Consider the following 14,768-nt stretch of genomic DNA (forward strand, 5'->3'; position numbering starts at 1 on the left):
TGCGGATACAGTCGCCCCATGCTTTCGGTCCAGTGGATTGTCAAGTATCCGTGGCGGGTTCTCATCGCGGTCGCGGTGCTGGGTGTGGCCCTGCTTCCAGCCGTGATCGGATGTTTCGGCCGGTTGTCCCCGTCCGGATTCACCGCCACCGGGACCGAGTCCGGGCGAGCCGACCGCTTGATCGAAGAGCAGTTCAACGAGCCCGCCGCCGACTTGCTTTTCCTGGTATCCGGTCCGAATTCCATGAAGCACGGCAAGGCGGCTGCGACGGGCCGCGCACTTGCCCGCTCGGCAACCGATCAGGCCGGGGTGGCACGGGTATGGAGCTATTGGGATACGGCGCATCCCGCTCTGCTGTCCCGTGACGAGCACAACGCCCTGATCGGAGTCGAACTGACCGGAACGGGAGCCGAGGCGGTCAAGACCGCGAAGCGAATTGTTCCGGGGCTGGCCGGAAAGCACGGGGACATCGCGGTAGCCGCGGCCGGTCCCGTGTGGAGCAGTGCGGAGGCAGTCCGGCTGAGCAGAGAGGACCTGCGCGGCGCCGAGCTGGTCGCCGCTCCCGTGGTGCTGCTCATCCTCATGGTGACCCTGCGCTCGGCAGCCTTGGCGTTGCTGCCGATGGCGATCGGACTCGTCTCGGTCTCGGCAACGCTGGGCGTGCTCGGCGGGCTGACGTCGGTCATGCCGGTGTCCGTGTTCGCCGTGAATGTGGCAGCGGCCCTCGGGTTCGGTCTTTCGGTGGATTACGGCCTTCTGGTCATGATGCGGTGCCGTGAGGAGATGGCAGGCGGGACGAAGGTGGCGGACGCCGTCGCCCGCTCGGTCCGGTCGGCCGGACGCGCCGTGCTGTTCTCCGCCGCCACGGTGGTGGCGTGCATGGCAGCGCTGCTGATCTTCCCCGTGCCGTTCCTGCGCTCACTGGCTATCGGTGGAATCACGGTGGTCGTGTTCTCCGCGCTGACCACGGTGCTGGTCTATCCCGCGCTCCTGCGCGTCAGTCTGCTTCCCGCCTCGCGGCTCGATCGGTGGTTGTCCGACCGGGTGCAATGCCTGCACCCTAGGCGAGAGTTCTCCGCCCGGCCGAGCAAGGACCCGGCCGTTCCCGGGTACAGCAGAGCGTGGGCATGGCTGGGAAACAAGGCAACGAAGCGTCCCGTACTGATCGGCGCTTCGGCGGCGGTACTGCTGCTGATCTGTGCGATGCCTTTGGGCACAGCCCGGTTCGGCATCACCGACGAACGTGCCCTCCCCGCATCCACGCTGGTGCGACAGACCACTGCGCGTGTGCGTACGGAGTTTCCGGAGGCTGTCGGGACGAGAATCCCCGTGGTGCTCGACGTGGCCGATCCGCGGTCCGCGGACACGACGGCGCAAGTGGACCGCTACGCTCGCCGGCTGTCCACGCTCCCCGGTGTCGCCCGGGTGGACGCGGTGAGCGGTTCCTACCGTGACGGCAGCCGGGTCACCCCGCCGGCTCCGGCACATCAGGCGTTGGCCGGTGACGGTGTGACGCTGCTGCATGCGCGCATTCCCACGGACGCCCAGGCGTCGGCTTCCGAGCGCGTGGTGGAACGCATGCGCGCGCTGCCCGCCTTTGCGCCGCGGGTGGTCGGAGGACCCACCGCGCGCACCGCGGACACGAAGACGGAACTGTCGCGACGCCTTCCGCTTGCCGCGCTGCTGGCCGGGGGCAGTGCGCTCCTGGTGGTCCTGTCGTTCACCGGTGGCCTGCTCGTCTCCTTCAAGGCGGTTGCCCTGGCCGTGCTCAGCCTCGGCGCCGGCGTGGGCTGCCTGGTCCCGCTCACCGGGCAGCTCGACATCAGCATGCTGCTGCTGATGATCTGCCTCGCCCTCGGCCTGTCCGTCGACTACGAGATCTTTCTGCTGGCGCGGATCGAGGAGCAGTACCGATCGACGGGGAACGTCCGCTCCTCGATCGTCCATGGAATGGCCAGTACGGGGCGTCTCATCAGTGCGTCCTCCTTGGTGGTGGTGACGACGATGAGCGCCTTGGCGATGTCCCGCATCACCTCGCTGCGGATACTGGGTGCGGGTCTGGCGTTGACGGTCCTGCTGGACGCGACGCTGGTCCGGGCCCTGCTGGTGCCGGCGGCCATGCAGCTGGCGGGACGGGCGAACTGGTGGCTGCCGGGGTGGTTGCGCACCGCACCCGTGCGCGCGGCTTCAGCGGTGTCACCGTCAACTCCGGGGCAGGCGGCGGAACATCGTCGTATCTCTTGATTCCCGCTGCCGCCTCGGACAGCCGGCTCAGGTCTCCATGAGGGTGTTCACCACGGCCTGGGCGACGCGGCCGGCGCGCTCCGCCGTCCAGTAGGCCGGCTCCTCCAGGCTGGAGACGTAGTAGCCGCGGGTCAGCAGCGAGAGCACGTCCGCGGCAAGGTCGGCGTCGGACACTCCGGCGGCGGTCGACGCTTCGAGGAACTCCTGGCGCGCCTCACGCGGCTCCTCCCGGTCGACGCCGTCGGGGTCGACGTGCGCCGAGGAGAGCATCTCGACCCACAGGGCGCGCAGCAGCAGGTCCTCGGGGTCGGTGCTGAGATGCCATTCCACGGTTGCCCGCAGCCGGTCCGCTCCGGTCAGGTCGCCCAGCTGGGCTTCCAGGTCGACCCGCCACCGGGACTCGGCGGCGCGGACGGCATTGGTGATCAGCGCGGTGCGCGTGGGCACGTAGTTGGTGACCATCGCGGTGGATCCGCCGAGCTCCTTGGCCACGGCGCGGATGGTGATGGCGCGGGCCCCGTCCCGGGCGGCGACGGCGAGGGTCGCCTCGGCGATTGCCTTGCGGCGCTGGACTTCGTCGACGTCGATCGGCATGGAAGCAACCTAGCTCAGAGGGGGGTTGACGTTGAACTCACCTAGATGCAACGCTGTTATATCACGTTGTTTTCTCAACATTTGCTTCCGTGGAGGGCCCTATGAGCCTTGCCGTCAGACGCGTCACACCGGAGCCCGTCCCCCCGCAGGCACAGCAGCACATGGTGCGCATGCGTGACGGCATCCTGCTGGCCACCGACGTGTACGACGCCGACCCTGCGGTGCCGAAACCGACCGTGCTGGCCCGGGTGCCGTACGACAAGAACAGCCGGTACGTCTTCTTCGACCGGATCGCGGAGCGGTTCGCGGCCCACGGCTACGTCGTGGTCGTCCAGGACGTCCGCGGCAAGTTCCGCTCGCAGGGGCAGACGCTGGGCTGGACCGGAGAAGTGGACGACGGGTACGACACCCTCGAGTGGATCAGCCGCCAGCCGTGGTCCGACGGCATCGTGGGCATGTTCGGCGACTCGTACTACGGATTCACCCAGTGGTCGGCGGTGGCCGGCCAGCACCCCGCGCTGCGCGCCATCGTCCCCCGGGTGACCTGCACCAGCAACGGGCCCGGAATCGCGAGCTTCGACACCGGCTCCGGTCCGCAGCCCCCGTGGCTGGAGGGCACCACCTATCAGGCACAGGTCTGGACGGACAACAGCATCTACGAGTTCGACGTCGACCTGACCCGGCGGCCTGTCCTCGCGGCGTACGAGGAGGCGTTCACCGCGATCGGGAAGCGCTCGGCCGGTTTCGACCTCATCGTCGGCGGCATCCCCCTCCCCCCGTACAACGGCCCCCACCCCTACGACGCGCGACCGGTGCCCGTCCTGCACTGCGTCGGCTGGTTCGACAACCTCGGCATCGCCCACATGCGCGACGTCACCGAGCTGGCCCGGCGCCCCGGTTGGGCGGCCGTGCAGTACCTGATCGCCGACACCATCGACCACGAGAACTACTTCCTGGAGGACGCCCCGGTCGCGCCGGACGCCGACCACCTGCTCGACGCCGCCGCCCTGGAGACCATGCTCGACTCCTACACCGGCCCGGCCATCGAGTTCTTCGACGTCTTCCTGAAGGGCGTCGCGCAGCCCGAGTCGCTGCCCCGGGTGCGGTGGAAGCTCGGCCATGTGGGCTGGCGCACGGCCTCCGCATGGCCGCCGCCCGAGGCCACGCGGACCGAGCTGTACCTCACCCAGCCGTCCGCCGCGACCGCCCCGGCGCCCGGCGGAACGCTCGCCCGGCACCCGGCCGACGGCACGGAATCGGCGCAGTGGCGGTACGACCCGGACGATCTCGTGCCGTCCGCGGCGGCCGACACCTTCATGCTGCTGCGCGACCGTGCCGACGAGCGCCGCACCCTCGACCGCGACGACGTCCTGGTGTTCACGGCTCCGGCCACGGACCGGCCGCTCGATCTCGCCGGCCCGGTCCACGCGGTGCTGCACGTGGAGAGCACGGCACCGACGTACGACATCTTCGTCCGCCTCCTCGACCTGGCCCCGGACGGTACGGCGCGCCTTATCGTGCGCGGCTGCGCCCAGGCCGACCGGCCCCGGGAGGTGAGCATCGACCTGGGACACACCGGGTACCGCCTGCGCCCCGGCCACCGTCTCGCGTTCATGATCGCGGGCAGTGACTTCCCCAACCACCTGCCCAACTCCGGCTCCCACGAGAGCCCTTGGCGGACCACCGCTCCGAAGGCGAGTCAGCAGACGCTGCGGACCGGTTCCGTGCACCCCTCCCGCCTGTGTCTGACCGTCCTGCCCGGAAGCGGCGAAGAGCCGGGGAAGTGATCGGGATGAGCCTCCGGTTCGTCGCCGCCCGAGCAGGCATGCTCGTCGTGACCGTCCTCGTCTCCAGCCTGGCCATCTACGGCGCGATGTTCCTCACGCCCGGAGACCCCGCCACCCTGCTCGTCGGCGGCAGCCGCGACCCCGACCCCGCCGTGCTGGCGCAGATCCACCGCGAGTACCACCTGGACGATCCGTTCGTCCAGGGCTACTGGCACTGGCTGAGCAACTGTTTCCAGGGCGACTTCGGGAAGTCGCTGGTCTACCGGGACTCCGTGGCCGACCTCATCGACGCCCGCGCCGGAGACACCCTCGCGCTCGTCGCCTACGCCGCCGTCCTCATCCTCACCGTCGGCATCGTCCTCGGTACCGTCTCAGCCCTGCGCGGCGGCCGCACCGATGCGCTGGTCACGACGGTGACGGCGGGGGCGATGGCGGTACCGACCTTCGTCATGGCCGTGCTGCTCATCTGGCTCTTCGCCGTCCAGCTCCCCTGGTTCCCCGTCTACGGCTCCGGCGAGGGCTTCACCGGCACCCTGTCCCATCTGACCCTGCCCGCCGTCGCGTTGGCGATGACCTGGATCGGCTACGTCGCCCAGGTGACCCGGACCGCCGTGCGGGCGGAGTTGGGCGCGGAGCACGTGGAGACGGCGCGCAGTCGCGGCGTACCGGAGTGGACGGTGATCAGGAGGCATGTGCTGCACAACGCCTTGGGGCCCGTCTTCGCGGTCTCCGGTGTCGGCATCGCGGGCCTCTTCGCCACCGCGGCCGTCGCCGAGCAGGCCTTCGGCACCGGAGGGCTCGGCGCCCTCATGATCGAGGCCGCCGCCAAGCAGGACATGGCCGTGGTCCAGGCCGTGTCCCTGATCTTCGTGGTCGTGTTCGTCGTCCTCAACACCACCGTCGACCTGGTCAGCGCCGCGCTCGACCCCCGAACCGCACAGAAGGGGGCCGTCCGATGACCGCCGCCCTGTTCTCCCGCACCGCGCCCCGGCAGCGGACCGGACGCCCCCGCGACCATCTGACCCTGGGTGCGGGATGCGTGGTCGGCCTGTTCGTCCTGCTCGCCGTGATCGGGCCGCTGCTCACCCCGCACGACCCGAACGCGGTCGACCCGCTGAACGTCCATGCCGGATCGACCGCCGGCCATCTCCTGGGCACGGACGACACCGGACGCGATCTGCTGTCCCGCCTGATCGCGGGTACCCGCGCCAGCCTCGCCGCCCCCGCCGTTGTGATCGCCGTGTCCACCACGGTGGGCACCTTCCTCGCACTGGCCGGCGCGTGGTTCGGCGGCCGCCTCGACCGGTTCGTGTCCGGCGCGTTGGACATCGTGTTCGGTTTTCCCGGGCTCATCATGGCCGTCGTCGTCGCCGCGGTCTTCGGCGCCGGCCTCACCGCACCGATCGTCGCCCTGTCGATCGCGTATCTCCCGCTGATCACCCGGGTCGTACGGTCCGCCGCGGTCAGGGAACGCAACCTGCCCTACGTCTCCGCACTCCAGTTCCTCGGCGCGCCCACCGCCCGCATCTGGCTCAGGCACCTGCTGCCGAATCTGCTCCCTCTCGTCCTCGTCCAGGCCACCATCGGCTTCGGATATGCCCTGCTCGACGTGGCCGCCATCTCCTTCCTCGGCCTCGGCAGCCAGCCGCCGGACCCGGAGTGGGGACTCATGGTGGCCAACGGGGCCCCCTCCATCCTGGCCGGCCAGCCGCAGCAGTCGCTGTACGCGGGCCTCGCCGTGCTGATCGTCGTCGTCGCGTTCAACCTGCTCGGAACCGGGCTGTCCCGGCGTCTGCTCGGAGAGAGAGCATGAGCACACCACCCCTGCTCCACATCGACGCCCTCCGCATCGACCTGCCCCTCGACGGCAGGCTCCGGACCGTCGTCCACCGCGCCGAGGTGAGCATCCCCGAGGGATCGGCCGTCGCCCTGGTCGGCGAGTCCGGGTCCGGGAAGTCCCTGACCGCACGCTCCGTCATGGGCCTGCTGCCCAGAGGCGCGCGGGTCCACGGAGACGTGCGGTTCGCCGGGGAGTCCGTCCCCGCGATGACGCCCGAACGGCTGCGCGCCTTCCGCGCCCGCGAGGTCGCCATGGTGTTCCAGGACCCCCGCGCCCACATCAATCCGGCCCGCGGCATCGGCGACTTCCTCATCGAGGGTCTGACGACCGCACGCGGCGTCCCGGCCGCCGAAGCGACCAGGAAGGTGGTGACGATCCTGCGGGAGGTCGGCATCGCCGACGCCGAACGGCGCATGCGCCAGCGGCCCCACGAGCTGTCGGGCGGTCTGCTCCAGCGCGTGATGATCGCCGCCGCGCTGGCCGCCGAACCACGCCTGCTGCTCGCCGACGAACCGACCACCGCGCTCGACGTGACCACGCAGGAGGAGGTGATGGCCATCGTCGCGGAGGCCCGCGAAGCCCGCGGTCTCGCCCTGCTGTTCATCACCCACGACCTGGAACTCGCGGCCGCCGTGTGCGACCGGGTGGCCGTGATGTACGCGGGCACGACCGTGGAGGAACTCCCCGCCGAGCGCCTGCACCGAGGGGCCGCCCACCCGTACGCGCGCGCACTGCTCGCCTCCCGGCCCCCGCTCTCCGACACCGGCGCGCGGCTCTCCCCGATTCCCGGCAGGCCGCTGTCCGGCTTCGAGGTGCCGGACGGATGCGCGTTCAGCGACCGATGTCCCCGCGTCCAGGAACTCTGCCGCAGCGAGCGGCCGCACCCCAGTCCCACCGGAGACGCGATGACGGCCTGCCACTTCCCCCACATCAGCGATTCCGAGGAGGTCGGCAGACATGCTTGAGGTACACAACCTCCGCAAGGAGTTCGGCGACTTCGTCGCCGTGGACGATGTGACGTTCTCGCTGCCGGAGCGGGGATCGCTGGCGATCGTCGGCGAGTCCGGGTCCGGCAAGACGACCACCGCCCGCATGATCGCCGGACTCGAGACGCCCACCGGCGGACACATCGTCGTCGCGGGCGACGAGCGCCGACGGGGGCGGTTGCGGTCGGCCGAGCGCCGCGCCCGTGGCCGGCAGATCCAGATGGTCTTCCAGGACCCCTACTCCTCCCTCGACCGGCGCCAGCGCGTGGGCGACGCCGTCGCCGAGGCGGTCGCGCTGCACCGGCGGATGCCCGCGGACCGGCTCCGGGCCCGGGTGGCCGAACTGTTCGACATGGTCGGCCTGGACGACCGGCAGGCACGGTCCCTGCCCAAGGCGCTCTCCGGCGGACAGCGCCAGCGCGTCGCCATCGCCCGCGCCCTGGCCACCGAGCCACGGCTGCTGATCCTGGACGAGGCCCTGGCCGCCCTGGACGTGTCCATCCAGGCCCAGATCCTGGCCCTGCTCGCCCGGATCCGCGCGGACACCGGAACCGGGCTGCTGTTCATCACCCACGACCTCGGAGCCGTCCGGCACATCAGCGACGAGGTGCTGGTGATGCGGGCAGGCAAGGTGGTCGAGCACGGTACGGTCGCCACCGTCCTGACCAGCCCTCAGGAGCCGTACACCCAGGCCCTCATCGCCGCCGTCCCGAAGCCCGGCTGGACACCGCGCAGAAGGGCGGGCGCGCTCGGCGCCTGAGGCACGGAGGACCGCACGGTCAAGACGTCCGGCCCGTCCCTGAGGGGGCGGGCCGGACGTCGTCGTGTCGAAGAAGGACAGGGCCGAAGAGGGACAGGGGCGAAGAGGGAGCAGAGGGAAACGGCGTGCCCCGGCGGTCGGTGGGACCGTCGGGGCACGCCGTCGATGCGCTCAGGGAGCGGGCGGTCAGCCGGTCCGCGTCCAGGACAGGGTGGGCCGGGTGCGCGGGGCCCGGGCCTCGATGGCCGTGGCGACGTGCAGGAGGAGGTCCTCCTGGAAGCGTCCGCCGATCAGCTGCACGCCCGACGGCAGGCCGTCGCGCAGTCCGGTGGGCACGGAGACGGCCGGGAACCCGAGCACGGGGACCGCCTGCATCGGCCACTGCGCGGCCAGCAGCTCGCTGACGCGGGTGTCGCCGGCGAGGTCGGCGTCCTGCTCGAACGGCGGCTCGGCGGCGACCGGCGTCAGCACGATCCGGTCCTGGCCGAGGAACTGCTGGAGCCGGCTGATGAGGGTGCCGCGGCGGGCGTAGCCGCGGATGTAGTCGGTGAGGGTGGGCTGCTCGCCCCAGATCTCCGCGGCGGCGGCGAAGGAGGACGCGAGGGAGACGCGTACGCCGTCGTCACCGAACTGGTCGATCTCCGACATCATCGTCTTCAGCTCCTGGTACAGCAGGAGCGACCACAGCCGGGCGGCCTCGCCGAGCAGGGGTAGCTCGACCTCCTCCACCTCGTGGCCGGCCTCACTGAGCCAGCGGGCGGCGTCGTCCACGGCGGCGTTCACGGCGGGGTGGGACTTGGCCGCTCCGGCGTCGCGGACGACCGCGACCTTCACCCGGTGGGGCTCCCCCAGCGGCGGACGCGCCGCGAGCCCCACGGGGTCCGTCAGGTCGGGCGTCACCATGGCGTGCAGGCCCAGCCGGACGTCGTCGACGGTCCAGCCGAGCGGACCGTGGACCGCCATGGTCTGGAACGACAGCGGGCTGTCGAACTCCACCGCACCGCGCGGTTCCATCCCGGAGACCAGGCCCATGGTGGGGCGCAGACCGACGGCACCGCAGCAGTAGGCCGGGAAGCGGATGGAACCGCCGATGTCGTTGCCCTGCGAGATGGGGGTCATGCCGGCGGCGACGGCCGCGGCGGCGCCCCCGGAGGAGCCGCCCGGGGTGTGGCCCGGGTGCCACGGGTTGAGCGTCTTGCCGTGCAGGTCGTTGGCGGTGAACCAGCGCACGGCGAAGGCGGGGCTGTTGCTGCGGCCCATCAGGGTCGCGCCGGCCTGGCGCAGTGCGGCGATGCAGACGGCGTCCTGCTGGGCCACGGCGCCGGCCCAGGCCGGGACGCCGTGCGAACTGGCGTAACCGCGCTGCGAAGTGTTGATCTTGGTGGAGACCGGGACGCCGAGCAGCGGGGGCAGGTCCCCGCCCGCGGCGACCGCGGCGTCGGCGGCGGCTGCCTGGGCGAGGGCCTCCTCGGGCCGGACGTCCACCAGGGCGTTGAGGGCCGGGTTGGTCGCCTCGACACGCGCGAGGAACGCCTCGGCCACCTCGGTCGCCGAGAAGGACTTCGCGCGGATTCCGGCGGCCAGTTCGGCCGCCGAGCGGTCCCACAGCGGTGCGTCGGCCGTGGCGTGGGTCATCGTCGTCTCCTGGTGCGAGGGGGTTGTGGTCACTTGCCGGTACCGCCGAGGTGCGCGGCCCACGGCATGCCCATGTAGGCGAAGGAGGCCGGGGCGCCGCTGAGGCGCTTGTTCATGAACATCCGCTCGTGCGTGGTGGCGAGGAAGACCGCGGGGACGGTCGGCGTGAACAGGGCCTGCGCCTCGCCGTACGCCGTGGCCGACGCCACCGGGTCGGAGGAGGTGCGGGCCCGGTCGAGCAGCCGGGTCACCTCGGGGTTGTGGTAGTTCGTCCAGTTGAAGATGCCACGGGGATTGACCATCTCGGCGACGTAGGACGCCGGGTCCGGCATGCCGACGTAACCGAAGGTGAGGACGAGGTCGAGACCCTTGCGGACCGAGGGATCGTAGAACAGCGAGGACATCTCGGCGGGCTGGAGCTGCTTGATCTCGATGTCGATGCCGATCTCCTCCGCCGCGGCCTGGATGAAGGTCAGCGCCTGGAGTCCGCGCTGGTCACCGGCGGGGATGGCGGCCACCAGCGGGCGCTGGACGGGACCGGCCTGGGCGACCAGCTTCTTCGCCTTCTCCGGGTCCGGTTTCGGTGCGTCGGGGAGCTTCGCGTAGGCGGCGTCGAACTGGGCGGCGGCCTTGTCCCCGCGCCAGGTGTGCGGCGGGACCAGTGACTTGAGGGTGGTGGCGTCACCCCCGAAGACGTTCTTGATCAACGCGTCGCGGTCGATGACCAGGGACAGGGCGTCCAGCAGTCTGCGGTCGGCGGCGGGCGAGTCGGCGTGGCCGGGGATCAGCAGGACGTTCTGGGTCGAGGGGCCGAGGTGGACGGTGCCGTTGTCGGTCCTGCCGAGCGCGGTCGCGCTGCTGGGCGGCAGTTCGTAGGTGCCGTCCACCTCGCCGGACAGCAGGGCGCTGGTCAGCGTGTTGTTGTTGGTGATGAACCGGAATTCGACCTGCTTCGCCTTCGGTCTCAGCTCGGTGTCCCAGTAGGCGTCGTTGCGCTCCAGGGTGATGCTGCCGCCGGACTTCCAGGACCCCAGCTCGAAGGGGCCGGTACACATCAGGCCGCCCTTGGCCGTTCCGTAGGCGGGGCCGGCCTTCTCGGCGTACGCCTTCTTGCTGACCGCGCCGAACGAGGTGGACAGCGCCTTCGTGAGCGTCTGGTCGTAGCCCTTGGTCCGCAGCGTCACCTGGTGCGGACCGGTGGCCTTGAGGGACGTCACGGCGGCCAGGTAGGCGCCGTACAGGCCCTGCGTCCTGGGGTCCCGCTGCCGTTCCAGGCTGTGGATCACGTCCTCGGGTGTCATGGGTGTGCCGTCCCAGAACCTGACGTCGGAGCGCAGGTCGAGCACGAGGGTGCGGTCGTCGGTCCAGGTGACCTTGCGGGCGAGCCCGGGGGTCAGGGAGAAGTCCGCGTTCATCCGGGTCAGGGTGTCGCAGAGGTTGCTCTCGACCGTCTGGGGCGAGTAGTCGCCGATCTTCGCGGGGTCCAGGGTGTTGGGCTCGCCGTAGGGCAGGGCCCAGGTCACCCGGTCCAGTTCGGAGCCGCCGGGAGGGGTGGTGGTGGTGAGACGGTGGGCCGTGGGGGCTTCGCCGTCGACGTTCGACGAGCCGGTGCAGGCCGTGGCGGCCAGCAGTCCCACGCCCGTGAGCACCGTCAGCACCGATTTCTTCGCAGCCATGGCTGATGCTCCTTGCGGAGAGGAGTGAGAAGAGGGGAAACACGCTCGACATGGGGGGACGGGAACGCCGACGAGCCGTTATAAACGAACGTCATACAACGCTGTTGCATCTCAAGCTGGCATCTGGTGAGCTAACGAGTCAAGAGCAGGACGTGACCATCTCGTGCAGCAGACGTCCGCCCCGCCGGGCCCGACCCGGCACCCTCGGCGCGCCCAGCGCTGGCGCGCCGACCCCTTTCACAGAAGCGGAGAACCACCATGTCCTTCACTCCCGCCCTCGACTTCGCCTTCGAGATCCGCGCCGAGGTGTCCGACACGCTGCACATCGGCAACGGCGACGGGGAGGTCACCGAGTTCACCCCCATCACCGGCGGCAGCGTGGACGGCCCCCGGCTGCGCGGGACGGTCCTGCCCGGCGGAGGCGACTGGAGCAGCACGCGCGGGGAGGTCTGCGAGCTGGAGGCCCGCTACCTGCTCCAGGCGGAGGACGGTGCCGTGATCGACATCGTCAACCGCGGCTACTACCGGCCCCGGGCCGATGCCCCGGACCAGTTCGACGGCGATCTGCAGGTCTCCGAGGCGGGGCACTACTACCGCACGTCCCCGGTCTTCCGCACGGACGCCCCCGCCCACCGCTGGCTCGCGGAGACGGTCTTCGTCGGCCTGGCCCGCCCGGACGGCGAGAACGCCGTCGTCATCCGGATGTACGCGCTCAAGTAACCGGTCCGCGCCGTGACCCGAGCGCTGTCACCTCGGGCCACGGCGGAGCCGCCTAGGACAGGGCTCGCCATGCCGCGTTCAGCGCCTCGCGGAACGCGGCGGTCTGCTCCGCGCTCAGGTCAGCGACCATGGCCTCCTCCAGCCGGCGCGCCGGTTCGGCGTACTCGGCGAGCAGCCGCCGGCCCGGGGCCGCGAGCAGGATGAGGCGTTCGCGGCGGTTGGCGGGGTTGGGCTCGCGGTGGATCAGGCCGCGGCTCTCCAGCGCACGGACCATGTCGGCCATGGTCTGGGCCGTGACGAAGGAGTCGCGGGCCAGCTGCGCGGCGGAGATGCCGTCGTGGCGCTCCAGCACGGTGAGGGCGGTGTACTGCAGCGCCGTGATGCCGGCGGGCTTGAGCAGCTCGTCCAGGCGGGCGCGCACCGCCAGCTCCGCCCTCTTGACCAGGTAGAGCAGCGAGGTGCTCACGTTCGGCCTCCCGTGGTGGCGTCTTCCCGCGGGTGACCACGGGGTGCCGCCGGGGGTGGCGGCTCGTGGCCACTCTAGGCCGTTGACAGGAATCCTGTTGATTGCCCAGACTGCGTTCATCAGGATTCCTGTCGATCGCGGATTCTCGTCGATCTCGGATTCCTGTCATCCCGGCGCGTGCCGGCTCTTCGGCATCCCCGTATGCCCCTTCCCCCTCCTCATTTCCCCCTCCTCATCCCCTTCCGAGAGGCACCTCTCATGGACCTTCAGGGCAAAGTCGCCGTCGTCACCGGCAGTGGCCGCGGTCTGGGGCTGGCGTACGCCCAGGCCCTCGCCGCGGCCGGCGCGGCCGTCGTCGTCAACGACATCGACCAGGCCGTCGTCGACGCCGCCGTCGCCTCGATCACCTCGCAGGGCGGCGCGGCGTCCGGCGTCGTCGCGGCGGTGGGCGACAGCGAGGCGGCCCAGCAGCTGGTGGACACGGCGGTGCGGGAGTTCGGGCGCCTCGACGTGCTCGTCACCAACGCCGGCATCCTGCGCGACCGCGTGCTGTGGAAGATGACCGACGACGACTTCGACGCCGTCGTCCGCGTCCACCTGCGCGGCACGTTCACCTGCGCCCGGGCGGCCGCCGTCCGGATGCGGGAGCAAGGCACCGGTGGCCGGCTCGTGCTGATCTCCTCGCCGGCCGGCCAGCGCGGCAACTTCGGGCAGACCAACTACGCCGCGGCCAAGGCGGGCATCGTCGCCATGGCCCGCACCTGGGCGCTGGAGCTGGGCCGCGCCGGCATCACCGTCAACGCCGTCGTGCCCGTCGCCGCCACCGAGATGACCAAGACCATCCCGGCGTTCGCACCGGTCATCGAGGAGGCCGAACGCACCGGCAAGCCGCTGCCGGACTGGCTGCGCAAGGACGAGGGCCTCGGCACCGTCGAGGACGTCGCCGCCCTGATCACCTTCCTGGCCTCCGACGCCTCGGCGGGGGTGACCGGGCAGGCGATCGGCATCGGCGGCGACCGGCTGGCCCTGTGGGCGCACCCGAAGGAGAAGGCCGTGGCCTTCGCCGACGGCGGCTGGAGCGCCGACACCATCGCCGAGGAGTGGCCGGCCGGTGTCGGCGCCGAGCCCGAGACCTACGGCATCCCCGCGCCCAGCACCCCGGAGGCGTGACATGGCCGACCTCGCTCTCGACCTCGACCGGCTGACCGCCATCGACGTGCACACGCATGCCGAGATCTCCAAGGACGGCCACGGCGCGCTCAGTCCGGAGCTGTTCGGCGCCTCCGAGGCGTACTTCAAGGCCCACGGACACCGGCAGCCGACCATCGACGAGATGGCCGGCCACTACCGCGAACGCCGGATGGCGGCCGTGGTGTTCACCGTCGACGCCGAACACGCCACCGGGCATCCGCGGATCTCCAACGAGGAGATAGCGGAAAGCTGCGCGGCCCATCCCGACGTGCTGATCCCGTTCGCCGGCATCGACCCGTACAAGGGCCGCGCGGGGGTGCGGGAAGCCCGTCGTCTCGTGGAGCAGTACGGCGTACGCGGGTTCAAGTTCCATCCCAGCATCCAGGCGTTCTCCCCCGACGACCGGCTCGCCTACCCGCTGTACGAGGCCATCGAGGAACTCGGCGTCCCCGCCCTGTTCCACACCGGCCAGACAGGCATCGGCGCCGGGGTGCCGGGCGGCGGCGGCATCCGCCTGAAGTACTCCAACCCCATGCTGGTCGACGATGTCGCCGTCGACTTCCCCGAGTTGCGGATCATCCTCGCCCACCCGTCCTTCCCCTGGCAGGACGAGGCTCTGGCGGTGGCCACGCACAAGCCGCACGTCTACATCGACCTGTCGGGCTGGTCACCCAAGTACTTCCCGCCGCAGCTCGTGCGCTACGCCAACACCCTGCTCAAGGACAAGGTCCTCTTCGGCTCCGACTACCCCGTCATCACACCGGACCGATGGCTGGCGGACTTCGCCGCGCTCGACATCAAGCCCGAGGTCCGGCCGAAGATCCTCAAGGACAACGCCGCCCGGCTGCTCGGTCTGCTCAAGGACTGAA

13 protein-coding genes are annotated in these 14,768 nt (G+C 70.9%); 9 read left to right on the forward strand and 4 right to left on the reverse strand.

The window, feature by feature from the left end; all coding sequences use genetic code 11:
• Positions 1–18: 18 nt before the first annotated feature.
• A complete protein-coding gene (locus M8H82_RS25195) occupies positions 19–2,244 on the forward strand; it encodes an MMPL family transporter (protein WP_250077298.1) in 2,226 nt (741 codons plus the stop codon).
• A gap of 27 nt (positions 2,245–2,271) precedes the next feature.
• On the opposite strand, the gene M8H82_RS25200 is transcribed toward M8H82_RS25195, so the two are convergent.
• The gene (locus M8H82_RS25200) at positions 2,272–2,838 is read right to left on the reverse strand and encodes a TetR/AcrR family transcriptional regulator (RefSeq protein WP_250077299.1); all 567 of its coding nucleotides are present in this window, start codon (positions 2,836–2,838) and stop codon (positions 2,272–2,274) included.
• 101 nt (positions 2,839–2,939) lie between these two features.
• On the opposite strand from M8H82_RS25200, the gene M8H82_RS25205 reads away from it, so the two are divergent.
• The 5 genes from M8H82_RS25205 to M8H82_RS25225 are packed head-to-tail and all read left to right on the forward strand — an operon-like array spanning position 2,940 to position 8,211.
• Complete coding sequence (locus M8H82_RS25205) at positions 2,940–4,625, forward strand: CocE/NonD family hydrolase (RefSeq protein ID WP_250077300.1); 1,686 nt, start codon at positions 2,940–2,942, stop codon at positions 4,623–4,625.
• Between the two features lie 5 nt (positions 4,626–4,630).
• Positions 4,631–5,584, forward strand: a complete 954-nt coding sequence (locus tag M8H82_RS25210) for an ABC transporter permease (protein ID WP_250077301.1) — start codon at positions 4,631–4,633, stop codon at positions 5,582–5,584.
• Positions 5,581–6,438: an ABC transporter permease gene (locus M8H82_RS25215; RefSeq protein WP_250077302.1), complete on the forward strand. Its 858-nt coding sequence runs from the start codon at positions 5,581–5,583 to the stop codon at positions 6,436–6,438. Before M8H82_RS25210 ends, M8H82_RS25215 begins: the two co-directional genes overlap by 4 nt.
• Positions 6,435–7,430, forward strand: coding sequence for an ABC transporter ATP-binding protein (locus tag M8H82_RS25220; protein WP_250077303.1), 996 nt, complete (start codon positions 6,435–6,437; stop codon positions 7,428–7,430). Before M8H82_RS25215 ends, M8H82_RS25220 begins: the two co-directional genes overlap by 4 nt.
• Positions 7,423–8,211, forward strand: coding sequence for an ABC transporter ATP-binding protein (locus M8H82_RS25225; protein WP_250077304.1), 789 nt, complete (start codon positions 7,423–7,425; stop codon positions 8,209–8,211). The genes M8H82_RS25220 and M8H82_RS25225 overlap by 8 nt, the downstream gene beginning before the upstream one ends.
• 186 nt (positions 8,212–8,397) lie before the next feature.
• On the opposite strand, the gene M8H82_RS25230 is transcribed toward M8H82_RS25225, so the two are convergent.
• On the reverse strand, positions 8,398–9,846 hold the full coding sequence (locus tag M8H82_RS25230) for an amidase (protein WP_250077305.1): 1,449 nt from the start codon (positions 9,844–9,846) through the stop codon (positions 8,398–8,400).
• Positions 9,847–9,875: 29 nt separating this feature from the next.
• Positions 9,876–11,522: an ABC transporter substrate-binding protein gene (locus tag M8H82_RS25235; RefSeq protein WP_250077306.1), complete on the reverse strand. Its 1,647-nt coding sequence runs from the start codon at positions 11,520–11,522 to the stop codon at positions 9,876–9,878.
• 258 nt (positions 11,523–11,780) lie between these two features.
• Here M8H82_RS25235 and M8H82_RS25240 point away from each other — a divergent pair, with 258 nt between their 5' ends.
• The gene (locus tag M8H82_RS25240; RefSeq protein ID WP_250077307.1) at positions 11,781–12,242 is read left to right on the forward strand and encodes a DUF3237 domain-containing protein; all 462 of its coding nucleotides are present in this window, start codon (positions 11,781–11,783) and stop codon (positions 12,240–12,242) included.
• Positions 12,243–12,294: 52 nt separating this feature from the next.
• Here M8H82_RS25240 and M8H82_RS25245 read toward each other — a convergent pair whose 3' ends face one another.
• On the reverse strand, positions 12,295–12,708 hold the full coding sequence (locus M8H82_RS25245; protein WP_250077308.1) for a MarR family transcriptional regulator: 414 nt from the start codon (positions 12,706–12,708) through the stop codon (positions 12,295–12,297).
• A gap of 258 nt (positions 12,709–12,966) precedes the next feature.
• Between M8H82_RS25245 and M8H82_RS25250 the strand changes: the two genes are divergently transcribed.
• A complete protein-coding gene (locus M8H82_RS25250; RefSeq protein ID WP_250077309.1) occupies positions 12,967–13,878 on the forward strand; it encodes an SDR family NAD(P)-dependent oxidoreductase in 912 nt (303 codons plus the stop codon).
• A gap of 1 nt (position 13,879) precedes the next feature.
• Positions 13,880–14,767, forward strand: coding sequence for an amidohydrolase family protein (locus tag M8H82_RS25255; protein WP_250077310.1), 888 nt, complete (start codon positions 13,880–13,882; stop codon positions 14,765–14,767).
• Position 14,768: the final 1 nt, after the last annotated feature.

The organism is Streptomyces sp. YS415 (assembly GCF_023544665.1).
Taxonomy (GTDB): Bacteria; Actinomycetota; Actinomycetes; order Streptomycetales; family Streptomycetaceae; genus Streptomyces.

What these genes read in the sequence shown, in the direction of transcription:
- M8H82_RS25220 (WP_250077303.1), top strand. Translation starts at nt 6,435, where the DNA reads ATGAGCACACCACCCCTGCTCCACATCGACGCCCTCCGCATCGACCTG.
- M8H82_RS25225 (WP_250077304.1), top strand. Translation starts at nt 7,423, where the DNA reads ATGCTTGAGGTACACAACCTCCGCAAGGAGTTCGGCGACTTCGTCGCC.
- M8H82_RS25240 (WP_250077307.1), top strand. Translation starts at nt 11,781, where the DNA reads ATGTCCTTCACTCCCGCCCTCGACTTCGCCTTCGAGATCCGCGCCGAG.
- M8H82_RS25205 (WP_250077300.1), top strand. Translation starts at nt 2,940, where the DNA reads ATGAGCCTTGCCGTCAGACGCGTCACACCGGAGCCCGTCCCCCCGCAG.
- M8H82_RS25195 (WP_250077298.1), top strand. Translation starts at nt 19, where the DNA reads ATGCTTTCGGTCCAGTGGATTGTCAAGTATCCGTGGCGGGTTCTCATC.
- M8H82_RS25200 (WP_250077299.1), bottom strand. Translation starts at nt 2,838, where the DNA reads ATGCCGATCGACGTCGACGAAGTCCAGCGCCGCAAGGCAATCGCCGAG.
- M8H82_RS25230 (WP_250077305.1), bottom strand. Translation starts at nt 9,846, where the DNA reads ATGACCCACGCCACGGCCGACGCACCGCTGTGGGACCGCTCGGCGGCC.
- M8H82_RS25255 (WP_250077310.1), top strand. Translation starts at nt 13,880, where the DNA reads ATGGCCGACCTCGCTCTCGACCTCGACCGGCTGACCGCCATCGACGTG.
- M8H82_RS25210 (WP_250077301.1), top strand. Translation starts at nt 4,631, where the DNA reads ATGAGCCTCCGGTTCGTCGCCGCCCGAGCAGGCATGCTCGTCGTGACC.
- M8H82_RS25235 (WP_250077306.1), bottom strand. Translation starts at nt 11,522, where the DNA reads ATGGCTGCGAAGAAATCGGTGCTGACGGTGCTCACGGGCGTGGGACTG.
- M8H82_RS25250 (WP_250077309.1), top strand. Translation starts at nt 12,967, where the DNA reads ATGGACCTTCAGGGCAAAGTCGCCGTCGTCACCGGCAGTGGCCGCGGT.
- M8H82_RS25215 (WP_250077302.1), top strand. Translation starts at nt 5,581, where the DNA reads ATGACCGCCGCCCTGTTCTCCCGCACCGCGCCCCGGCAGCGGACCGGA.